18 protein-coding genes are annotated in these 21217 nt (G+C 66.2%); 12 read left to right on the forward strand and 6 right to left on the reverse strand.

Going from position 1 to position 21217, the window contains the following annotated elements; translation table 11 throughout:
• Positions 1 to 32 precede the first annotated feature (32 nt).
• From alaC to L540_RS18480, 4 genes are all read left to right on the forward strand, one after another.
• On the forward strand, positions 33 to 1220 hold the full coding sequence (alaC, locus tag L540_RS18465; RefSeq protein WP_029579681.1) for an alanine transaminase: 1188 nt from the start codon (positions 33 to 35) through the stop codon (positions 1218 to 1220).
• Entirely contained in the window at positions 1217 to 2521 is a 1305-nt protein-coding gene (locus tag L540_RS18470; RefSeq protein WP_043207600.1) for a homoserine dehydrogenase, read from the forward strand. Before alaC ends, L540_RS18470 begins: the two co-directional genes overlap by 4 nt.
• Positions 2518 to 3927 (forward strand): threonine synthase, encoded by a 1410-nt coding sequence (gene thrC / locus L540_RS18475; RefSeq protein WP_043207601.1) that lies wholly within the window; start codon positions 2518 to 2520, stop codon positions 3925 to 3927. Before L540_RS18470 ends, thrC begins: the two co-directional genes overlap by 4 nt.
• Before the next feature lie 200 nt (positions 3928 to 4127).
• Positions 4128 to 4349, forward strand: a complete 222-nt coding sequence (locus tag L540_RS18480) for a YgdI/YgdR family lipoprotein (RefSeq protein WP_043207604.1) — start codon at positions 4128 to 4130, stop codon at positions 4347 to 4349.
• Between the two features lie 51 nt (positions 4350 to 4400).
• Here L540_RS18480 and L540_RS18485 read toward each other — a convergent pair whose 3' ends face one another.
• Entirely contained in the window at positions 4401 to 5420 is a 1020-nt protein-coding gene (locus tag L540_RS18485) for a class 1 fructose-bisphosphatase (protein WP_043207606.1), read from the reverse strand.
• A gap of 8 nt (positions 5421 to 5428) precedes the next feature.
• Positions 5429 to 8125 (reverse strand): aminopeptidase N, encoded by a 2697-nt coding sequence (pepN, locus tag L540_RS18490; protein WP_043207608.1) that lies wholly within the window; start codon positions 8123 to 8125, stop codon positions 5429 to 5431.
• A 139-nt stretch (positions 8126 to 8264) separates the two neighbouring features.
• On the opposite strand from pepN, the gene L540_RS18495 reads away from it, so the two are divergent.
• Positions 8265 to 8915, forward strand: a complete 651-nt coding sequence (locus L540_RS18495; protein WP_043207609.1) for a DUF4136 domain-containing protein — start codon at positions 8265 to 8267, stop codon at positions 8913 to 8915.
• 55 nt (positions 8916 to 8970) lie between these two features.
• On the opposite strand, the gene L540_RS18500 is transcribed toward L540_RS18495, so the two are convergent.
• Positions 8971 to 9333, reverse strand: a complete 363-nt coding sequence (locus L540_RS18500) for an H-NS histone family protein (RefSeq protein ID WP_043207611.1) — start codon at positions 9331 to 9333, stop codon at positions 8971 to 8973.
• A gap of 120 nt (positions 9334 to 9453) precedes the next feature.
• On the opposite strand from L540_RS18500, the gene L540_RS21820 reads away from it, so the two are divergent.
• The 7 genes from L540_RS21820 (at position 9454) to glcF (ending at position 18174) form a co-directional block, all read left to right on the forward strand.
• Entirely contained in the window at positions 9454 to 9741 is a 288-nt protein-coding gene (locus L540_RS21820; protein ID WP_131726012.1) for a hypothetical protein, read from the forward strand.
• A gap of 129 nt (positions 9742 to 9870) precedes the next feature.
• Entirely contained in the window at positions 9871 to 11331 is a 1461-nt protein-coding gene (gene tldD / locus L540_RS18505; RefSeq protein WP_043207614.1) for a metalloprotease TldD, read from the forward strand.
• Between the two features lie 258 nt (positions 11332 to 11589).
• Positions 11590 to 12663, forward strand: coding sequence for a 3-deoxy-7-phosphoheptulonate synthase AroG (gene aroG, locus L540_RS18510; protein WP_043207616.1), 1074 nt, complete (start codon positions 11590 to 11592; stop codon positions 12661 to 12663).
• Positions 12664 to 12777: 114 nt separating this feature from the next.
• Complete coding sequence (locus tag L540_RS18515) at positions 12778 to 14187, forward strand: FAD-binding oxidoreductase (protein ID WP_043207848.1); 1410 nt, start codon at positions 12778 to 12780, stop codon at positions 14185 to 14187.
• 123 nt (positions 14188 to 14310) lie between these two features.
• Positions 14311 to 15810: an FAD-linked oxidase C-terminal domain-containing protein gene (locus L540_RS18520; RefSeq protein WP_043207618.1), complete on the forward strand. Its 1500-nt coding sequence runs from the start codon at positions 14311 to 14313 to the stop codon at positions 15808 to 15810.
• Positions 15811 to 15821: 11 nt separating this feature from the next.
• Positions 15822 to 16925, forward strand: a complete 1104-nt coding sequence (gene glcE / locus L540_RS18525) for a glycolate oxidase subunit GlcE (protein WP_043207619.1) — start codon at positions 15822 to 15824, stop codon at positions 16923 to 16925.
• Between the two features lie 10 nt (positions 16926 to 16935).
• Entirely contained in the window at positions 16936 to 18174 is a 1239-nt protein-coding gene (glcF, locus tag L540_RS18530) for a glycolate oxidase subunit GlcF (protein ID WP_043207622.1), read from the forward strand.
• Here glcF and L540_RS18535 read toward each other — a convergent pair.
• Genes L540_RS18535 through L540_RS18545 form a run of 3 tightly spaced genes read right to left on the reverse strand, consistent with a single transcriptional unit; the run spans position 18171 to position 21047 of the window.
• A complete protein-coding gene (locus tag L540_RS18535; RefSeq protein WP_043207624.1) occupies positions 18171 to 19616 on the reverse strand; it encodes an NAD(P)(+) transhydrogenase (Re/Si-specific) subunit beta in 1446 nt (481 codons plus the stop codon). The two genes, glcF and L540_RS18535, sit on opposite strands and share 4 nt — an antisense overlap.
• Complete coding sequence (locus L540_RS18540) at positions 19613 to 19927, reverse strand: NAD(P) transhydrogenase subunit alpha part 2 (protein WP_029579666.1); 315 nt, start codon at positions 19925 to 19927, stop codon at positions 19613 to 19615. Before L540_RS18540 ends, L540_RS18535 begins: the two co-directional genes overlap by 4 nt.
• A gap of 1 nt (position 19928) precedes the next feature.
• A complete protein-coding gene (locus L540_RS18545) occupies positions 19929 to 21047 on the reverse strand; it encodes a Re/Si-specific NAD(P)(+) transhydrogenase subunit alpha (RefSeq protein ID WP_043207626.1) in 1119 nt (372 codons plus the stop codon).
• Between the last annotated feature and the right edge of the window lie 170 nt (positions 21048 to 21217).

Here is a 21217-nt window from a genome sequence, read left to right on the forward strand (position 1 = left end):
CCCCGCCCTCGCCAAATTAGGATCCGTCCATCATGAGGAAGTTTTCGCGCATCGAGCGTTTGCCGCCCTATGTTTTCAATATCACCGGTGAGCTCAAGATGGCAGCGCGTCGGCGGGGAGAGGACATCATCGACATGTCCATGGGCAACCCCGATGGCGCGACGCCGCAGCATATCGTGGACAAGCTGATCGAGGCCTCGGCGCGTCCGACCACGCACGGCTATTCCGTCTCCAAGGGCATCCCGCGCCTGCGCAAGGCCATCTGCGACTGGTACCAGCGCCGCTACGCGGTCGAGTTCGACCCGGATTCCGAGGCCATCGTCACCATCGGCTCGAAGGAAGGCCTGGCGCACCTGATGCTGGCCACGCTGGATCGCGGCGACACCGTGCTGGTGCCCAATCCCAGCTACCCCATCCATATCTATGGCGCGGTCATCGCCGGCGCCAACATCCGCTCGGTGCGCATGACCCCGGGCGTGGACTTCTTCGAGGAACTGGAGCGCGCGGTGCGCGAATCCATTCCCAAGCCCAAGATGATGATCCTGGGCTTTCCCAGCAACCCGACCGCGCAGTGCGTGGACCTGTCCTTCTTCGAGCGCGTGGTCGCCCTGGCCAAGGAGCATGACATCCTGGTGGTGCATGACCTGGCCTACGCGGACATCTGCTTCGACGGCTATGTGGCGCCGTCCATCATGCAGGTCCCTGGCGCCCGCGACGTGGCGGTCGAGTTCTTCACCATGAGCAAGAGCTACAACATGGCCGGCTGGCGTATCGGCTACATGGTGGGCAACCGCGAATTGGTCGGCGCGCTGGCGCGCATCAAGAGTTATCACGATTACGGCACCTTCACGCCCATCCAGGTGGCTTCCATCGCCGCCCTGGACGGTCCGCAGGACTGTGTGTCGGAAATCGTCCAGCAGTACCAGAGCCGGCGCGATGTGCTGGCCCGCGGTCTGCATGAAGCAGGTTGGAATGTGGAGATTCCGAAGGCGTCCATGTACATATGGGCGCAGATCCCCGAACCCTACAGGGCGATGGGCTCTTTGGAATTCGCCAAGCGTGTCCTGTCGGATGCGAAGGTGGCCGTGTCCCCCGGGATCGGCTTCGGCGAGTACGGCGACGATTATGTCCGCTTCGCTCTTATCGAGAACGAGCAGCGCACCCGCCAGGCGGTGCGCGGCATCAAAGATATGTTCCGCAAGGACGGTTTGTTGAAATGAATCCGATGAAGGTAGGCCTGCTGGGCCTGGGCGTCGTGGGTGGCGGCACGTGGAGCGTGCTCACCCGCAACGCCGAAGAAATTGCGCGCCGCGCCGGGCGGCGTATCGAAGTCAGCCGCATCGCCGTGCGCGATGTGGCCAAGGCGCGCGCGCGCGTGGGCGAAGGCATCGAGGTCTCGACCGATGTGCACGCCCTGGTGCGCGACCCCGAGATCGACATCGTGGTCGAGCTGATCGGGGGCGATACCCTGGCCCGGGAACTGGTGCTGGAAGCCATCGCGCAGGGCAAGCACGTGGTCACGGCCAACAAGGCCTTGCTGGCCAAGCATGGCAACGAGATCTTCGCCGCGGCCTCCGCGCGCGGCGTCATGGTGGCCTTCGAGGCGGCGGTTGCCGGCGGCATTCCCATCATCAAGGCGATCCGCGAGGGCCTGACGGCCAACCGCATCCAATGGGTGGCCGGCATCATCAACGGCACCACCAATTTCATCCTCTCGGAGATGCGTTCGCGCGGCCTGCCGTTTGGCGAGGTGCTGGCCGAGGCGCAGCGCCTGGGCTATGCCGAGGCGGACCCCACCTTCGACGTCGAAGGCGTGGACGCGGCCCACAAGCTCACGCTGCTGGCCTCGCTGGCCTTCGGCATTCCGGTGCAGTTCGATCGCGCCTATATCGAGGGCATTTCGCAGCTGGCCCAGGAAGACATCGCCCATGCCGAGCGCCTGGGCTATCGCATCAAGCTGTTGGGCATCACCAAGCGCCGCGCCGAGGGCATCGAGCTGCGCGTGCATCCGGCCCTGGTGCCGGCCGAGCGCCTGCTGGCCAATGTCGAGGGCGCGATGAACGCCGTGCTGGTGCGCGGCGACGCCGTGGGCCCGACGCTGTATTACGGCCAGGGCGCCGGCGAAGAGCCGACCGCCTCGGCCGTGGTCGCCGACCTGGTCGACGTGACCCGCCTGCACACCGCGGATCCGGGCAACCGGGTGCCGCATCTGGCCTTCCAGCCCGATGCCATGGCCGACACGCCGATTCTGCCCATCGAGCAGATCAGCACCTCGTATTACCTGCGCCTGCGCGTGGACGACCAGCCCGGCGTGCTGGCCGATATCGCCCGTATCCTGGCCGATCGCAGCATCTCCATCGGCTCCATGATCCAGCAGCCTTCGCATATCGGCGGCGCCGATATCATCTTCCTGACGCATGAGGCGCTGGAAGGCAATGTGAACCAGGCGATCGAGCACATCGAGTCGCTGTCTTTCGTGCGCTCCAAGGTGACCCGCCTGCGCGTGGAGAACCTCACATGAAGTACGTCTCGACTCGTGGCGGCATGGCCCCCCAGGATTTTTCCGACATCCTGCTGGAGGGCCTGGCGCCCGACGGCGGGCTGGCGGTGCCGCAGCAGCTGCCCAAGGTCGATGGCCAGACCCTGGAGGCCTGGCGCGGCCTGTCCTATGCCGACCTGGCCGTCGAAGTCCTGTCGCTGTTCGCCACCGACATCCCGCGTCAGGACCTGAGCCGGATGGCGCATGCCGCCTATAACGGCGAAGTCTTTTCCAGCGATGAGATCGTGCCCCTGCGGCCCCTGTCCGGCGGCCTGCAGCTGCTGGGCCTGTCCGAAGGTCCGACGCTGGCCTTCAAGGACATGGCCATGCAGTTCCTGGGCCAGGTCTTCGAGTATGTGCTCGCCAAGCGCGGCACGACGCTGAACATCGTGGGCGCCACCTCGGGCGACACCGGCTCGGCGGCCGAGTACGCCCTGCGCGGCAAGCGCGGCGTGGGCGTGTTCATGCTGTCGCCGCACGGCCGCATGAGCTCCTTCCAGCGCGCCCAGATGTATTCGCTGCAGGACGAGAACATCCATAACATCGCCGTCAAGGGCGTGTTCGACCAGGCGCAGGACATCGTCAAGGCCCTGGCCGCGGACCTGGCGTTCAAGACACGCTATCGCATCGGCGCCGTGAACTCGATCAACTGGGCGCGTATCGCCGCCCAGGTGGTGTATTACTTCCATGGCTGGCTGCGCGCCAGCCGTGCGCCGGGCCAGGAGGTGTCGTTTGCCGTGCCCTCGGGCAATTTCGGCAACATCCTGTCGGGCCATATCGCCCGCGGCATGGGCCTGCCGGTGCGCCGCCTGGTGCTGGCCACCAACGAGAACAACGTGCTGGAAGAATTTTTCCGCACCGGGATCTATCGTCCGCGCGCGCCCGAGCAGACCTATGCGACCTCCAGCCCGTCCATGGACATCTCGCGCGCGTCCAACTTCGAGCGCTTCGTCTACGACCTGGTGGGCGGCGACGCCGAGCGCGTGCGGGCATTGTGGCGCGAACTGGCCGACAAGGGCAGCTTCGACCTGTCGGCCCAGCGCGCCGATTTTGCCGCGCGCTATGGTTTTGTCTCGGGCGTGAGCACGCATGAAGACCGCCTGGCCACCATACGCACGGTGTTCGACGAAACCGGGGTGCTGATCGATCCGCATACCGCCGACGGCGTGAAAGTGGCCCGCGACTTCATCGAACCGGGGATTCCCATGCTGGTGCTGGAGACGGCCCTGCCGGCCAAGTTCTCCGACACCATCGAGGAGGCCCTGGGCCGCCCGGTTCCGCCGCCGGCCGAACTGGCGGACCTGGAGTCCCTGCCGCAGCGCGTGACCGTGCTGGATTGCGACGCCGGTCAGGTGCGCGCCTTTATCGAGGCGCACGCCAAGGTCTGATCCGCGCAACACAGGCAAGCGAAAATCCCCCGCGGCCCGAGGCCGCGGGGGATTTTTCATTAGCTCTGTTACATTTTCGGCGGCTCATGGTTGCGGCAATTACAGTCCCACGCATTTTGCCGACATCCCGTCACTGCATCGGCCGGGCAGGGGACCTACAGTGGAACTACCGCTTTGTGATTGACTAACGGAGGATAACCATGAGCCTTAAACACCTGACTCTCGCGCTGGCCGTCACCGGATTCGGCGTATTGGCGGGATGCTCGTCGCCGTCGGTCGTACACAAGTCCGATGGCAGCCAGGTCATTACCCCTGATGAGCCTGAATACAACAAGAAATCGGGCATGTATGAGTATGACCAGGACGGGCGCAAGGTGCAGATCAACAAGGACGACATAAAGTCGATCGAGCAGATCAATTAACGTCCAGGACAAAACGAAAAGCCCCGCAAGGGGCTTTTCGTTTTTGGGCCATTATTTGGCCTGGGCCTCGGCGTGATATTTACCCAGGCGCTCGACTTCGTTCTTCGAGCCCAGGATGACGCTCACGCGCTGGTGCAGCTGCTCGGGCTGGATGTCGAGGATGCGCTGCTCGCCGTTGATGGCGGCGCCGCCGGCCTGTTCGACGATGAAGCTCATGGGATTGGCTTCGTACATCAGGCGCAGCTTGCCCGCCTTGCCCGGTTCGCGGGCATCCCAGGGGTACATGAAAATCCCGCCACGGGTCAGGATGCGATGCACATCGGCCACCATGGAGGCGATCCAGCGCATATTGAAGTCCTTGCCCAGGGGGCCGGTCTTGCCAGCCAGGCATTCGTCGATATAGCGCTTGACCGGGGCGGCCCAGTGACGCATGTTCGACATATTGATGGCGAATTCCTTGGTGTCGGCGGGGATGCTCATGGTTTCGTGGGTCAGCACCCACGAACCCATTTCGCGGTCCAGCGTAAAGCCGACCACGCCATTGCCTATGGTCAGCACCAGCATGGTCTGCGGCCCGTAGACCGCATAGCCGGCGGCCACCTGGTCGCGGCCCGGCTGCAGGAAATCGGCCTCGGTGACCTCTGCGCCCGAGACATGATGCGGAGCGCGCAAGACCGAGAAAATCGTGCCGATCGAGACGTTGACGTCAATATTGGACGAGCCGTCCAGCGGATCGAACAGCAGCAGGTATTCGCCCTTGGGATAGCGGTTCGGGATGCGATGGATGGTTTCCATTTCTTCCGAGGCCATGGCGGCCAGATGGCCGCCCCATTCATTGGCCTCGAGCAGGATTTCATTGGACAGCACGTCCAGTTTCTTCTGCACCTCGCCTTGCACGTTTTCGCTGTCCAGGCTGCCCAGCACGCCGCCCAGGGCGCCCTTGCTGACCGCATGGCTGATGGCCTTGCAGGCGCGCGCCACGACTTCGATCAGCAAGCGCACTTCGGGCGCGAGCGCCTGGGCCGAACGCTGCTGTTCGACCAGGTATTGGGTGAGGGTTTTACGTTTCATTGGAATTCCTATGCGGAGAACTCAAGGGATTTGGAGACGATTTCGGCGACGTTGCGCGACAGGCCGCTATGGGCGCGCACGCGCTCCAGCGCGGCGCGCATGCTGTCGCGCAGGGCGGGCGTGAAGCGCGACCAATTGTCCATGGCGCGCGCCAGCCGGGCGGCGATTTCGGGATTCAGGGCGTCGAGGGCCAGCACCTGCTCGGCCCAGAACTCATGGCCGGAGCCGTCGGCCACATGCATGCCGCGCGCGTTGTTCAGGCAGAACTGGAACACCAGGGCGCGGGCGCGGTTGGGGTTGCGCAGGGTGAAATCGGGGTGCTGCATCAGCGCGCGCACCTGGGCCAGGCCCGTGGAGCGGGCCGTGGCCTGCAGGGTGAACCATTTGTCGATCACCAGCGGGTCATCCTTCCAGCGCGCATGGAAGCGCTCCAGCGCGGCCTGGGCGACGGGCGGCTCGGCGTAATTGACCAGGCAGCCCAGCGCGGCCAGGCTGTCGGTCATATTGTCCGCCTGCTCGTATTGGCGCGCGGCGCGGGTCTGGGCATCGGCCACGCCGGCGGCCATCAGATGCGACAGCGCCTGGTTTTTCAGGGCCCGCTGTCCGGCCGGTCCGGGCGCCGGGCTGTAGGCGCCGCGGGTCTGGTTGGACTCGAAGGCGTCCAGCCACTCGGGAGCCAGCTGCCGGCCAAGCTCGGCGCGCAAAAAGTCGCGCGCCGCGGCCAGCGCGGGCGGATCGATGGCCTGCATGCGTTCGGCCAGGGTTTTTTCGGAGGGCAGCGCCAGCACGCGGGCGCGATAGGCCGCGTCCAGCGAGGGATCGGTCAGCTGGGCGCGCCAGGCCTCGATGAAGGCGGTGTCCGCCACCAGGGGCTGGCCGGCCTGGTGGCGGCCGGCCAGGGCCAGCAATTGGCGGCTGGCCAGCTCCTGGCCGGCCTCCCAGCGGGCGAAGGGGTCGGTGTCGTGGGCCGAGAGCAAGGCCAGTTCGGCGTCGTTCCAGTCGTATTCGACGATCACCGGCGCCGAGAAGCCGCGCAGCAGCGAGGGCACGACCGGCACGTCTATGCCCTCGAACACCCAGCTTTCGACCGCCTCGCGCAGTTCCAGCAGGACGGTGTCGCGGGCGGCTGGCTCGCCGGCCAGTTTCAAGGGCAGGGCGCGGCCCTGGCGGTCCAGCAGGCCGATGGCAAAGGGAATATGAAAGGGCTGCTTGGCGGCGGCGCCGGCCCGTTTTTCCACGCCCACGGGAGCGCAGCGCTGGCTGAGCGTGACCGTCAGGCGCGCCGCCTCTTGCTTGAGCGTGACCGCCACGCGCGGCGTGCCGGCCTGGCGGTACCAGTTGCGGAAGACGCTCAGGTCGCGCCCAGGGTGGAGCTGGCGATAGACCGAGTCCATGGCGTTGACGAAATCGTCGCAGGTCACGGCCTGGCCGTCATGGCGGCGGAAGTACTCGTCCATGCCGGCGCGGAAACCGTCTTCGCCCAGCAGCGTGTGCTGCATGCGGATCACCTCGGCGCCTTTTTCATAGACCGTGGCGGTATAGAAGTTGCCGATTTCCTGGTAGCTGTCCGGCCGGATGGGGTGGGCCATGGGGCCCGCATCCTCGGGGAACTGCGCCGCGCGCAGCGTGACCACGTCGTCGATGCGCTTGACGGCGCGCGCGCTGGCCGCGGCGGCCGCGTCCATGTCGCGGGCCATCATGTCGGCGCTGAACTCCTGGTCGCGGAACACCGTCAGGCCTTCTTTCAGGCTCAGCTGGAACCAATCGCGGCAGGTGACGCGGTTGCCCGTCCAATTATGGAAGTACTCGTGGCCGATGACCGACTCTATGCCTTCGTAATTGACGTCGGTCGCCGTCTGCGGGTCGGCCAGCACATAGGCCGCGTTGAAGATATTGAGCCCCTTGTTTTCCATGGCGCCCATATTGAAGTCGCGCACGGCAACCACCATGAAGCGGTCCAGGTCCAGCTCCAGGCCGAAACGGGTTTCGTCCCAGCGCAGCGCGCGTTCCAGCGATTCGAGCGCCCAGCCGGTGCGCGACTCCGAGCCCGGGTCGCTATAGACCTGCAGCAGCACTTCGCGGCCGCCGCGGGTGCGGACGCGCTTTTCGCGGTGGGTCAGCTTGCCGGCCACCAGGGCGAACAGATAGCAGGGCTTGGGGAAGGGGTCTTCCCATTCCGCCTCCTGGCGGCCGTCGGGCAGTTGCCGCGTGGCCAGCAGATTGCCGTTGGACAGCAGGACGGGATAGCGTCCGTCGGCGCGCAGCGTGACCCGGTAGCGCGACATGACATCGGGCCGATCGGCAAACCAGGTGATGCGCCGGAAACCCTCGGCCTCGCACTGCGTGAAGAAATTCCCGCCGGACACATAAAGGCCCATCAGGGTGGAGTTGGCCGAAGGCCGGCAGCGGCTGGCGATCTCCAGCGAACACAGGGGCGGCAGGCCGAGCACCTGGAGACGGCGCTCGTCGAGCTGATACCGCGGCCAATCCTTGCCGTCGACCCGCAGCGACACCAGTTCGAGTTCCTCGCCGTCGAGCTCCAGCGCCGCGTCGGCCGGGGCATCGGGCTTGCGCTCCAGGCGCAGCGTGGCGGTGACCAGGGTGCTTTCGGGATCGAGATCGAAACTCAGCGCGACCTCGGGAATCGCGTAAGGATAGGGCTGATAATCCTTGCGATATACGGTGACTGGCGTGTCGGTGCGCATGGGATCCCTTCTAGGCGGTAAACAACCGCACTATTGTAGTGGTTGGCGGACAGGGGCAGGCCTTGCAGGACGATATGCAACCTTTCCTTGCGGGCGCCGGTCCAATTATCATTGCTGCGCACGTCCGAGGAGTTGCGAAATGTTCAGTTCTATGGGCGCCGCCCGGTGGAGCCGCCTTGCGGCGGCCTCGCTCGCCGTGGCCGCGGCCGTTCTTATCAGCGGTTGCGCCGCCCCTACCGTGTCCGCCCGCGTCACATCGTTCCAGCAATGGCCCCAGGGCGTGGAAGGGCAGACCTACCGCTTCCAGACGGCCAATGCCGGCCAGGAAAATAATCTCGAATACCAATCCTTCCAGGACATGGTGCGCGCCGGCATCGGCCCGACCGGCCTGGTCGAGGCGCGCGATGGGCAGGCCGCCCGCTTCATCGTGAGCTTTACCTATGGGGCGACGCAGACCCAGGTCATGGTGCGCCGCGCCTACGACCCGTATTTTTATGGGGGGTATGGCGGCTATTATGGTCCGCGCGGCTGGGGCGGCCCCTGGGGCCCGGGGCCCTTCTGGGGACCGGAGTGGGTGGATGTGCCGACCGTCGCATTCCGCAATGGCCTGAACCTGCAGATCCGGGATTCGGCGCGCGGCGATGCGGAGGTCTATCGTTCCAGCGCCTATATTGTCAGCCAGCGTGAGGACCTTTTGCGCGCCATGCCTTACCTGGTGCGTGCCATTTTCGACCACTTTCCGGGAAATAATGGCGCCGAACGCGAAGTCGAATATCCCTTGAATCGATAGTGTCCCCAAAAAATAACGGCGCCCGAGGGCGCCGTTATTCAATAAACCTTGATTATCATTTTATGAGAAAGCTCTCGCGCTTTGCGCCCTTGCTTTCTTCCGCGACCAGCCAGCGCGGGGCTTTGCCACGGCCGCTCCAGGTTTCGCCCGATTCGGGGTGGCGATACTTCGGGGCCACGGCCCGCTTGGCGCCGTCGGCCGCGGCCTTGCGGCGCGGCGAGGCGGCGCGCGGCGACTTGGCGCTGCCCAGGGCGGCGACGATTTCCTCGGGAGTGATATTGTATTCGCGCATCGACTTCACGATGGACGCGATGACCGGTTTGCGGCGCCGCGTCTGCAGCGCTTCGGCGCGCTTTTGCAGGCGGTTGATTTCTTTCTCGATCTTGGCTTGCTGTGCTGCGTAAGTCTCTCGGGGCATGTTTCTTCCTGGTTATGGACTTCGATTCGCCGGCTTGCTTGTATATATAGTTGTTGTATTTCAATAATACATAAATTGTCTTCGACAGTCTTTAACTTTGTCGGCAGATAATTGTTTCAGATGACTGACATTCTGGACAGCTTGATGACAGAATCAGAAGCATGGCCGGGCCCGCAAGACGTCGCCCGCCGGCTGCTCCGCGGGCGGGCGTCCAAATATCAGCAGGTTCTGATCGGCGCCGCCATACTGCTTTTAATGAACAGGCTTGTCGCCGGCATGCTCGGAAAAAACCAGGGCATAGGCCGGGCTCGCCGGGTTTTATCCCTTTTGCGAACCGGCTTATTCGGCAACCCAGGTTTCGGCGGTCATATGATGAGTGAGGCCGGCCGGCGATGTTTGAGAAAGTGAAAACTTTTGCTGCACCATTTTGGCGCGCGCTTGCCCGCGCCGTTCGGCGGTACGATAACGGTTGCGCGCCTCGAGACGGTTCGCGAGGCATGCCCGCCGGTTCTGTGCGGGCCCTAAATACGGAATTCCATGAAACTGATCGATCCCGCGATTCAATCCCTGGCGACTGCCAAATCCCTGCTGCTCGACCCCTGGGGCCTGACCGAAGCCGATCTGGCCCGGGCCTTGGGCGAAATCTTCGCTCACAAGGTCGACTACGCCGACCTGTATTTCCAGTACACGCGCAGCGAGGGCTGGAGCCTGGAAGAGGGGATCGTCAAGACCGGCAGTTTCTCCATCGGCCAGGGCGTGGGCGTGCGCGCCATCAGCGGCGAGAAAACCGCCTTCGCCTATTCCGACTCCTTGTCGCCGCAGGCCTTGCTGTCTTCGGCCCGCACCGTGCGCGGCATCGCGCGCCAGGGGGCGGGCAAGGTCAAGGTGGCCGCGCATCGGCCGCCCGAGGACAGCCGCAGCCTGTATGCCGACATCGATCCGCTGGCCACCTTGAGCGCCGCCGACAAAGTCGCCTTGCTCGAACGCATCGAGCGCATGGCGCGGGCGCGCGACCCGCATGTGATCCAGGTGATGGCCGGGCTGGGGGCAGAGTATGACGTCATACTTGTAGCCGGCAGCGATGGCCGCCTGGCCGCCGATGTGCGTCCCCTGGTGCGCCTGTCGCTGACGGTCATCGCCGAGCGCAACGGCCGGCGCGAAATGGGTCATGCCGGCGGCGGCGGCCGCAGCGGCCTGGCCTACTTCTCCGACGAGATCTTGCGCGACTACGTCGAACGGGCCGTGCATGAGGCCATGGTGAATCTCGAGGCGCGGCCGGCGCCGGCCGGGGAAATGCCGGTCGTGCTGGGTTCCGGCTGGCCCGGCATCCTGCTGCACGAAGCGGTGGGCCACGGGCTGGAAGGGGATTTCAACCGCAAGGGGTCGAGCGTCTTTTCCGGGCGCATCGGCCAGCGGGTGGCGTCCAAGGGCGTGACCGTCATCGACGACGGCACCCTGGAGGGCCGCCGCGGCTCGCTCAATATCGATGACGAAGGCAATGCCTCGCAGCGCAATGTGCTGATCGAAGACGGCATCCTGCGCGGTTATATGCAGGACACCCTCAATGCCCGTCTCATGAAGACCCAGGCCACGGGCAATGGCCGGCGCGAATCCTTCGCCCACCTGCCCATGCCGCGCATGACCAACACCTATATGCTCAGTGGCGACAAGGCGCCCGAGGAAATCATCGCCTCGGTCAAGAAGGGCCTGTATGCGGTCAATTTCGGCGGCGGCCAGGTGGACATCACCAGCGGCAAGTTCGTCTTTTCGGCTTCCGAGGCCTATATGATCGAAAACGGCAAGATCAGCTATCCGGTCAAGGGCGCCACCCTGATCGGCAACGGCCCCGACGCGATGAACCGCGTCAGCATGATAGGCAAGGACATGCGGCTGGATTCCGGCGTGGGCACCTGCGGCAAAGAGGGGCAGAGCGTGCCGGTCGGCGTGGGCATGCCCACGCTGCGCATGGACGGCCTGACCGTGGGCGGCACCGCCTGAACGGCCGGCCAGGCCGCCGCCGGATGACGCGCGGCTTTTTTTGTGCTAGAGTTTTTGCCTATGAAATTCGCGTCCCCCGCTTTTTATTTTTATTTTTTTGGTTTTCTGAAGCCGCTGGCGGAGGAAGGGACGCGCTCAACCTAGTACAGAATCCCCCCGAAAAAGCCGCCAGCGTAATGGCGGCTTTTTTGTTGCCGTCAGCCTGGTGGGTTTGCGGGAATGACCCAAGCAAGCCATACCCACCCCAGGAGCACAACCGTGTCACACAATACCGACGACCTTCGCATCCGTGAAATCAAAGAGCTGAACCCGCCCGCGCACGTCATGCGCGAGTTCCCGTGCACCAAGGAAGCGTCGGAAACCGTATTTGCCGCCCGCAATGCCATGCACCGCATCCTGCACGGCATGGACGACCGCCTGATCGTCGTCATCGGTCCTTGTTCCATTCATGACACCCGCGCCGCCCTGGAGTACGCCAAGCGGCTCAAGCCGCTGCGCGACAAGCTCTCGGCCGACCTGGAAATCGTGATGCGCGTCTATTTCGAGAAGCCGCGCACCACCGTCGGCTGGAAGGGGCTGATCAACGATCCCAACCTGGACGGCAGTTTCGACATCAACAAGGGCGTGCGCGTGGCGCGCGAACTGCTGCTGGAGATCAACAGCCTGGGCTTGCCGGCGGGGTGTGAGTTCCTGGACATGATCACGCCGCAATATATTGCCGACCTGGTCGCTTGGGGGGCGATCGGGGCGCGCACGACGGAAAGCCAGGTGCATCGCGAGCTGGCCTCCGGACTGTCCTGCCCGGTGGGGTTCAAGAACGGCACGGACGGCAATGTGAAGATCGCGGTCGATGCCATCAAGGCCGCCTCGCAGCCGCATCATTTCCTGTCGGTGACCAAGGGCGGCCATTCGGCCATCGTGTCGACCGCCGGCAATGAAGACTGCCATGTCATTCTGCGCGGGGGCAAGACGCCGAATTACGACGCGGCCAGCATCGAGGCGGCGTGCCAGAATCTGTCCAAGGCGGGCCTGGCGCAGCGCGTCATGGTCGACGCCAGCCACGCCAACAGCAGCAAGAAGCCGGAGAACCAGCCCCTGGTGGCCGAAGACGTGGCGCGCCAGATGGAAAGCGGCGATTCGCGCATCGTGGGCATCATGATCGAAAGCCATCTGGTGGGCGGCCGCCAGGACCACGTGCCGGGCCAGGCGCTGACCTATGGCCAGAGCATCACCGATGGCTGCATAGACTGGGACGCTTCGGTCCAGACGCTGGAACGCCTGGCGCAGGGCGTGCGCGAGCGCCGCCGCGCGGCGCTGGTCAGCGGCAAGTGAAGCCGTCTTGCCGAGAAACCCGGTCCTGGACCGGGTTTTTCATGCGCTGGCTCAGCCAGCACGGCGGCCTGTCGGCGTAGAATGGCCGGATACCAACCTCTCTTCCTGCTCACCATGAACGCTCCCTTGCACTCCGAAACCCTGCGCCGTCCCGTGCCCGCCGCCTGTCTGGATGCGCTCAAGGCGCTGTTTGGCGATCGCCTGTCGGTGTCGGCGGCGGTGCGGGAGCACCACGGCCGGGACGAGTCGCCGTATCCTCCCATGCTGCCCGATGCCGTGGTCTTCGCGCAGTCCACCGAAGAGGTGGCCCAGGTGGCCAGGCTGTGCAATGAGCATCGCGTGCCCCTGATCCCCTACGGGGCCGGCTCCTCGCTCGAAGGGCATCTGCTGGCCATCCAGGGCGGCATCAGCCTGGACCTGTCGCAGATGAACCAGGTGCTTGCCGTCAATGCCGAAGACCTGACCGCGACCGTGCAGGCCGGCGTCACGCGCAAGCAGCTCAACGAAGAAATCCGCAGCACCGGCCTGTTCTTCCCGATCGATCCGGGCGCCGACGCCAGCCTGGGCGGCATGGCCGCCACGCGCGCCTCGGGCACCAATGCCGTGCGTTACGGCACGATGCGCGAGAACGTGGTGTCGCTGACCGTGGTGACGGCGGACGGGCGTGTCGTGCGCACCGCCGGCCGCGCGCGCAAGTCCTCGGCCGGCTATGACCTCACACGGATTTTCGTGGGCAGCGAAGGCACGCTGGGCATCATCACCGAGGTGACCGTCCGCCTGTATCCGCAGCCTGAAGCCGTGTCGGCCGCCGTGTGCAATTTCCCGACCCTGGACGACGCGGTGCAAAGCGTGATCGAAATCATCCAGATGGGCGTGCCGGTGGCGCGCGTGGAGTTCATGGATGCGGCCGCCGTCAAGGCGGTCAACCTGCATAGCAAGCTTTCGCTGCGCGAGACGCCCATGCTGGTGTTCGAATTCCATGGCAGCCCGGCCGGCGTGCAAGAGCAGGCCGAGACGGTGCAGGCCATCACCGCCGAACATAGCGGCATGGATTTCGAGTGGGCCGAGCGCCCCGAGGACCGCAACCGCCTCTGGACGGCGCGGCACAATGCGTATTTCGCCGGCCTGCAGCTGCGCCCGGGCTGCCGCGCCAGCACCACCGACGTCTGCGTGCCGATTTCGCGCCTGGCCGATTGCGTGCGCGAAACGGTCGATGAGCTGGACCGCGCCAGCTTTCCGTACACCATCGTCGGCCATGTGGGCGACGGCAACTTCCACGTGCTGATGCTGCTCGATGGCGACAGCGAAGCCGAATGGCAGGAGTCTGAAACCATTAATCACAATTTGGTCCGCCGCGCGATCGCCGCCGACGGCACCTGCACGGGCGAGCACGGCGTGGGTCTGCACAAGATGCAGTTCATGGCCGAGGAGCATGGCGAGGATGCCCTGGCGCTCATGCGCAGCCTCAAGCACGCCTTTGATCCCAACAACATCCTCAACCCGGGCAAGATCCTCGCCTGGTAGGCCGCCAGCGGCTCGACGCGGCAGGCGCCCGTGAGGGGCGCCTTTTTCTTGGCTGGTGGAAAACCCGCTCTGCGGGTAAATCCCGGCATGAACAAAGCAGTTACGCACGCTATCTTTCCGTTCATGACTTCAATCGTCGAAGCCGGCCTGAGCCATACCCAGGCGCCCTTTTCTCCGCGAACGCTGGTACAGGCACTGCAGGCCGTCCTGCCGGCGCATTGCGTGCTGTATCGCGAGGAAGACACTCGCCCCTATGAGTGCGACGGCCTGTCGCTGTTTCGCGCACTGCCCGCGGCCGTGGCCTTGCCCGAAACCGAGGAACAGCTGCGCGAGGTCCTGCGGGTCTGCAAACGCTTGAACGTGCCCGTGGTGGCGCGCGGCGCCGGCACGGGCCTGTCGGGCGGATCGATGCCGCATGCGCAGGGCGTGCTGCTGGGCCTGTCCAAGTTCAACCGCATCAAGCGCATCGATCCGGCCGCCGGTCTGGCGGTGGTCGAGCCCGGGGTGCGCAACCTGGCCATTTCCGAAGCCGCCGCGGCCTACGGTCTTTACTATGCGCCGGATCCCTCCAGCCAGATCGCCTGTTCGATCGGCGGCAATGTGGCCGAGAACTCCGGCGGCGTGCATTGCCTCAAATATGGCCTGACCGTGCACAACGTGCTCAAGGTGCGCATGGTCACCATCGATGGCGACGTGGTCGAGCTGGGCAGCGAGGCGCCCGATGCGCCCGGCCCGGAGCTGCTGCCCCTGTTCATCGGCTCCGAGGGCATGCTGGGCGTGGTGACCGAGGTCACGGTCAAGCTCATTCCCAGGCCGGTCTGCGCCCAGGTCGTCATGGCCAGCTTTGCCAGCGTCGAGGCGGCCGGCAACGCGGTCACGCAGATCATCGCGGCCGGCATCATCCCGGCCGGGCTGGAGATGATGGACCGGCAGGCCACCCATATGGTCGAGCCATTCGTGCAGGCCGGCTACGACCTGGACGCCCAGGCCATCCTGTTGTGCGAATCCGATGGCACGCCGGAGGAGGTGGCCCACGAGATCGAACGCATGGAAGCCATCTTCCGGGCCGCCGGCGCCACGCGCTGCCAGGTGTCGTCCTCGGAAGCCGAGCGCCTGCGTTTCTGGGCCGGCCGCAAGAACGCTTTTCCGGCGGCGGGGCGTGTCTCGCCGGACTACTACTGCATGGACGGCACGATTCCGCGCCGTCACCTGGCGCGCGTGCTCAATGCCATCGAGCAGATGGAGGACGAGTTCGGCCTGCGCTGCGCCAATGTCTTTCATGCCGGGGACGGCAACCTGCATCCCCTGATTCTGTTTGATTCAAACAAGCCGGACGAGGTGGAGCGCGCCGAGAAATTCGGCGCCGCCATCCTTGAGCTGTGCGTGCAAGTCGGAGGCACCGTGACAGGAGAGCACGGTGTGGGTATGGAGAAGATAAATCAAATGTGCGTGCAATTTTCGCGTGACGAGCTTGACGCCTTTCTCGCGGTCAAACGGGCATTCGACCCGCCAGGCCTGCTCAATCCTGAAAAAGTGATTCCCACCCTGGCCCGCTGCGCCGAGTACGGCAAGATGCACGTGCATGCGGGTGAAATGCGCTTCCCCGATCTGGCCCGCTTCTGAGGCGACGCCTGATGGATTTCGTCCTGTCGGAATTATGCGACCAGGTCATGACGGCGCACGCCGGCCATAAGCCGCTCATCATCGCGGGCGGAGGCAGCAAGCGCTTTTATGGCAATCCTCGCCATGCCGCGCCCGGCCACTATGTGCTGGACATGACCGCCTATCGCGGCATCCTGAATTACCAGCCCTCGGAACTGGTGGTGACCGTGCGCGCGGGCACGCCCCTGGCCGAGCTTGAGGCGGCGCTGGCCGAACAGCGCCAGATGCTGGCCTTCGAGCCGCCCCATTTCGAGGCGGGCGCGACCGTGGGCGGCTGCGTGGCGGCCGGGCTGGCCGGCCCGCGGCGCCAGGCCTGCGGCGGCGTGCGCGACTACGTGCTGGGCGCGCGCCTGCTGGACTCCCAGGGCCGCGTCCTGTCCTTTGGCGGCGAGGTCATGAAGAACGTCGCCGGCTACGATGTCTCCCGCCTGTTGAGCGGCTCATTGGGTATCTTCGGCGCCATCCTGGACATCTCGCTCAAAGTGGTGCCGCTGCCGGCCGAGGAGGCCACGATCGTGGGCCACGGCACGCAGGCCGAGGCGCTGCGGCAGTTCGCGCAGTGGCGCGGGCAGCCGCTGCCGGTGTCGGCCACGGCCTGGGTGCCCGATGGCGATGGCGGGGAGGGCGGACGCTGGATGGCGCGCCTGTCCGGCACGGCGCCGGCCTTGCGCGCCGCGCGCCAGCGTCTGGGCGGCGCCGAGCTTGATCCGGCCGCGGCGCGTGCGGCCTGGCAGGCCCTGCGGGAGCAGACGCATGCCTTCTTCCAGGGGGGCGTGCCGCTGTGGCGCCTGGCCGTGGCGCCGACCGCGCCGCCGCTGGCGCTGGGGCCCATGCTCGTCGAGTGGGGCGGTGGCCAGCGGTGGTTGAGCGCCCGCGCCGATGCCCGCGCCGTGCGCGAGGCCGCCCAGGCCGCCGGCGGGCATGCCACCCTGTTCCGCGCCCAGGGCGGCGCCATCCCGGACGACGGCGTGTTTCATCCCTTGAGCCCCGGCGTGGCGCAGATCACGCGCCGGCTCAAGCAGGAACTGGACCCGGCGGGATTGTTCAATCCGGGCCGCATGGTGCTGGACCTATAGGCAGATCCTGATGCAGACTCAGCTCGCTTCCTGGGCGCGCGGCACCGACCTTGGTCAGGAAGCCGACGCCATTCTTCGCCGCTGCGTGCATTGCGGCTTTTGCACCGCCACCTGTCCCACCTACCAGGTGCTGGGCGACGAGCGCGACAGCCCGCGCGGACGCATCTACCTCATCAAGCAGGTCCTGGAAGGCGCGGCGCCCACCCAGGCCACGCAATTGCACCTGGACCGCTGCCTGACCTGCCGCAACTGCGAGACGACCTGTCCTTCGGGCGTGCAGTACGGCCATCTCATCGACCTGGGCCGCAAGGTCGTCGACGAGCGCGTCGCGCGCGCCTGGCCGGACCGCCTGCGCCGCTGGCTGTTGCGCAAGGGCATGAATTCGGCCCTGTTCGCGCCGTCCATGCGTCTGGCGCAGACCTTGCGGCCGCTGCTGCCCAAGGCGCTGCGGTCCAAGGTGCCGGCCTGGCGCGCGCCCGGCCGGCTGCCCGATGCCGCGCGCCACGCGCGCCAGGTCCTGATGCCGGCCGGCTGCGTGCAGCCCAGCATGATGCCTTCCATCGATGCCGCCACGGTGCGCGTGCTCGACGCCGTGGGCATAGGCGTGCGCCAGGCCGGCGGCGCCGGCTGCTGCGGCGCGGTGAATTTCCATCTCGATGCCCAGGAGGCGGCCTTGGCGCAGATGCGCGCCAATATCGACGCCTGGTGGCCCTTGCTGCAGGAGGGGCAGGCCGAGGCCATCGTCATGAACGCCTCGGGTTGCGGGGCCATGGTCAAGGACTATGCGCATCATCTGCGGCATGATCCGGCCTATGCCGGAAAGGCCGCCTATGTCGTGGCGCGGGTCAAGGACGTGGCCGAACTGGTCGCGCCGCATGCGGCCGCGCTGGCCGAAAAGCTTGGCCCGGCGCCGCGCGCGGCCTTCCATCCGCCCTGCACGCTGCAGCATTGGCAGGGCCTGCGCCCCTTGAGCGAGCGCCTGCTGGCCGAGCTGGGGTTCGCGCTGCAGCCTTTTGCCGACACCCATCTGTGCTGCGGTTCGGCCGGGGCGTATTCGGTGCTCAACCCCGGCATCTCGCAGAACCTGCGCGACCGCAAGCTGGCCGCCATTGCCGACACCGAGGCCGAGCTCATCCTGTCGGCCAATATCGGCTGCATCGGCCACCTGCAGGCGGGCACGGGCACGCCCGTGCGCCATTGGGTGGAAGCCGTCGATGAGCGGCTGCGCGCCGCGCAGCCGGCGGCCTAGTCGATGGCCTTGCCTATTTCCTCGACGACCTTCTTGGCGTCGCCAAAGACCATCATCGTGCGGTCCATATAGAAAAGCTCGTTGTCCAGGCCGGCATAGCCGGCCGCCATCGAGCGCTTGTTCACGATGATGTTGCGCGCCTTGTAGGCTTCGAGGATGGGCATGCCGGCGATGGGCGAGGCCGGGTCGTTCTTGGCCGCCGGGTTCACCACGTCGTTGGCGCCCAGCACCAGGACCACGTCGGTCTGGCCGAATTCGCCATTGATCTCTTCCATTTCGAAGACCTGGTCGTAGGGCACCTCGGCTTCGGCGAGCAGCACATTCATATGGCCGGGCATGCGGCCGGCCACGGGGTGGATGGCGTACTTGACGCTGATGCCCTTGGCGCTCAGTTTGTCGGTCAGTTCTTTCAGGGCGTGCTGGGCGCGCGCCACGGCCAGGCCGTAGCCGGGCACGATGATGACGGTCTCGGCATTGGACAACAGGAAGGCCGCGTCTTCCGGGCTGCCCGATTTGACCGGGCGCTGGACGTGTTCGCCGGAGGCGCCGGCCGCGGCGGCCTGGCCGCCGAAGCCGCCCAGGATCACGTTGAAGAAAGAGCGGTTCATCGCGCGGCACATGATGTACGACAGGATGGCGCCCGAGGAGCCGACCAGCGAGCCGGCGATGATGAGCATGGGGTTGTTGAGCGAGAACCCGATGCCGGCCGCGGCCCAGCCCGAATAGCTGTTGAGCATGGAGACCACGACGGGCATGTCGGCGCCGCCGATGGGGATGATGATGAGCACGCCCAAGAGGAAGGCCAGCGCCGTCATGATCACGAACGGCGTCCAGGACTGCGTGGCCATGAACCAGAAGCCGCAGGCCAGCATGACGATGGCCAGCAGCAGGTTCAGCAGGTGCTGGCCGCCGAAGGTGACCGGCGCGCCCTGGAACAGCCGGAACTTGTATTTGCCGGACAGCTTGCCGAAGGCGATGACCGAGCCCGAGAAGGTGATGGCCCCCACGAAAGTGCCGATGAACAGCTCCAGGCGGTTGCCGGTCGGGATGGGCATGCCCGGCGCGGCGATGCCGAAGGCATGCGGCTCGGCCACGACGGCGACGGCGATCGCCACGGCGGCCAGGCCTATCATGCTGTGCATGAAGGCGACCAGCTCGGGCATCTTGGTCATCTCCACGCGCTTGGCCATGAGCGTGCCGACGCTGCCGCCGACTAGCAGGCCCAGCAGCACCCAGCCCAGGCCGATGCCGGCGCCCGGGCCATCCTGGCGCGCCAGGCCGACGATGAGCGCGGCGGTGGTCAGCACGGCGATCGCCATGCCCGCCATGCCGAAGCCATTGCCCAGGCGCGAGGTGGCCGGGTGCGACAGGCCCTTGAGCGCCTGGATGAAGCAGACCGAGGCGATGAGGTAGAACAGCGTGACCAGGTTCAGCGAGATCATTGGCTGCGCTCCTTGGCCGGACGGTCTTTTTTCTTGAACATCTCCAGCATGCGGCGGGTGACCAGGAAGCCGCCGAACACATTGACCGCGGCCAGCGCCACGGCCAGCACGCCCATGGCGCGCGCCAGGCCGCCTTCGGTCAGCGCGGCGGCCAGCATGGCGCCCACGATGATGATGGCCGATATCGCATTGGTGACCGCCATGAGCGGCGTGTGCAGGGCCGGCGTGACGTTCCAGACCACGTGGTAGCCGACATAGATCGCCAGCACGAAAATGATCAGGTTGATCAGGGTAGGGCTGATGCCTTCCATCTTATGACCTCCGCAGGACCTGGCCGCCTTCGCAGACCAGGCAGGCCGCGACGATGTCGTCGTCGCGCCGAATGTCGAGCGCGCCGCCTTCGCCGGTGATGAGTTTCAGGAAATCCAGCAGGTTGCGCGCATACAGCGCCGAGGCGTCGGTGGCCAGCCTGCCGGGCAGGTTGGTCAGGCCGATCAGCGTCACGCCATGCTTTTCGACCACCTGGCCTTTTTCGGTCAGCGGGCAGTTGCCGCCGCGCTCGACGGCCAGGTCGACCAGGACCGCGCCGGGCTTCATGCCCGCCAGGGTTTCGGGGCTGATCAGCACGGGCGCGGGGCGTCCGGGGATGAGGGCGGTGGTGATCACGACGTCGGCCTGCTGGCAGCGCTGGGCCACCAGCGCGGCCTGCCGCGCCATCCAGGCGGCGGGCATGGGGCGGGCATAGCCGCCGGCGCCCTGGGCGATCTCGCGTTCTTCGTCGGTTTCAAAGGGGACGTCGATGAATTTGGCCCCCAGCGATTCGATCTGCTCCTTGACGGCGGGCCGCACATCGGAGGCTTCCACCACGGCGCCCAGGCGGCGCGCGGTGGCGATGGCCTGCAGGCCGGCCACGCCGGCGCCGAGCACGACCACGCGCGCGGCCTTCAGCGTGCCGGCGGCGGTCATCATCATGGGAAACAGGCGGCCGCTGTGGCTGGCCGCCAGCAGCACGGCCTGGTAGCCGGCCAGGTTGGCCTGCGAAGACAGCACGTCCAGGCTTTGGGCGCGGGTGGTGCGCGGCGCGGCCTCCAAGGCAAAGGCGGTCAGGCCGGCCTGGGCCAGGCGCGCCAGGCCCTCGGCGTCGAAGGGATCCAGCATGCCGACCAGGACGGCGTCGCGGCGCATATGCGGCAGCTCGGTCTCGGACGGCGCCCTTACCTTGAGCACGAGCGGGGCGCCCAGGGCGGCCGCCGCGTCGGCCAGGCTTGCGCCGGCGGCCTGGTAGTCGTCATCGCGGTAGCGGGCCGCGGCGCCGGCGCCTAGCTCCACGATGACAGCGTGTCCGGCGGCCACGTACTTCTTGACCGTCTCGGGCGTGGCGGCGACACGAGTCTCCCCGTCTCGGGTTTCTTTGGGTATCCCGATCTGCATCTGCGCTCCTCCTCCGAAGGCTTGCGTAGTTATACACGAAAGCCTCCCGCGGGCGCGCGGGCATCAGGGCCGCGCCGGCAGACAAAAAAAATCCCCCGGGGTCTTATGGACCTCGGGGGGCTGAACGGATGACCGGGGCCTTGGCCGCCGGATCCATCCCGTGCGCGCAG

It is taken from the genome of Bordetella pseudohinzii (assembly GCF_000657795.2).
GTDB lineage: Bacteria > Pseudomonadota > Gammaproteobacteria > Burkholderiales > Burkholderiaceae_B > Bordetella > Bordetella pseudohinzii.

Bases quoted from the DNA above. Each gene is read 5' to 3' on its own strand.
- alaC (WP_029579681.1), top strand. From the start codon at position 33: ATGAGGAAGTTTTCGCGCATCGAGCGTTTGCCGCCCTATGTTTTCAAT.
- L540_RS18470 (WP_043207600.1), top strand. From the start codon at position 1,217: ATGAATCCGATGAAGGTAGGCCTGCTGGGCCTGGGCGTCGTGGGTGGC.
- thrC (WP_043207601.1), top strand. From the start codon at position 2,518: ATGAAGTACGTCTCGACTCGTGGCGGCATGGCCCCCCAGGATTTTTCC.
- L540_RS18480 (WP_043207604.1), top strand. From the start codon at position 4,128: ATGAGCCTTAAACACCTGACTCTCGCGCTGGCCGTCACCGGATTCGGC.
- L540_RS18485 (WP_043207606.1), bottom strand. From the start codon at position 5,420: ATGAAACGTAAAACCCTCACCCAATACCTGGTCGAACAGCAGCGTTCG.
- pepN (WP_043207608.1), bottom strand. From the start codon at position 8,125: ATGCGCACCGACACGCCAGTCACCGTATATCGCAAGGATTATCAGCCC.
- L540_RS18495 (WP_043207609.1), top strand. From the start codon at position 8,265: ATGTTCAGTTCTATGGGCGCCGCCCGGTGGAGCCGCCTTGCGGCGGCC.
- L540_RS18500 (WP_043207611.1), bottom strand. From the start codon at position 9,333: ATGCCCCGAGAGACTTACGCAGCACAGCAAGCCAAGATCGAGAAAGAA.
- L540_RS21820 (WP_131726012.1), top strand. From the start codon at position 9,454: ATGACTGACATTCTGGACAGCTTGATGACAGAATCAGAAGCATGGCCG.
- tldD (WP_043207614.1), top strand. From the start codon at position 9,871: ATGAAACTGATCGATCCCGCGATTCAATCCCTGGCGACTGCCAAATCC.
- L540_RS18515 (WP_043207848.1), top strand. From the start codon at position 12,778: ATGAACGCTCCCTTGCACTCCGAAACCCTGCGCCGTCCCGTGCCCGCC.
- L540_RS18520 (WP_043207618.1), top strand. From the start codon at position 14,311: ATGACTTCAATCGTCGAAGCCGGCCTGAGCCATACCCAGGCGCCCTTT.
- glcE (WP_043207619.1), top strand. From the start codon at position 15,822: ATGGATTTCGTCCTGTCGGAATTATGCGACCAGGTCATGACGGCGCAC.
- glcF (WP_043207622.1), top strand. From the start codon at position 16,936: ATGCAGACTCAGCTCGCTTCCTGGGCGCGCGGCACCGACCTTGGTCAG.
- L540_RS18535 (WP_043207624.1), bottom strand. From the start codon at position 19,616: ATGATCTCGCTGAACCTGGTCACGCTGTTCTACCTCATCGCCTCGGTC.
- L540_RS18540 (WP_029579666.1), bottom strand. From the start codon at position 19,927: ATGGAAGGCATCAGCCCTACCCTGATCAACCTGATCATTTTCGTGCTG.
- L540_RS18545 (WP_043207626.1), bottom strand. From the start codon at position 21,047: ATGCAGATCGGGATACCCAAAGAAACCCGAGACGGGGAGACTCGTGTC.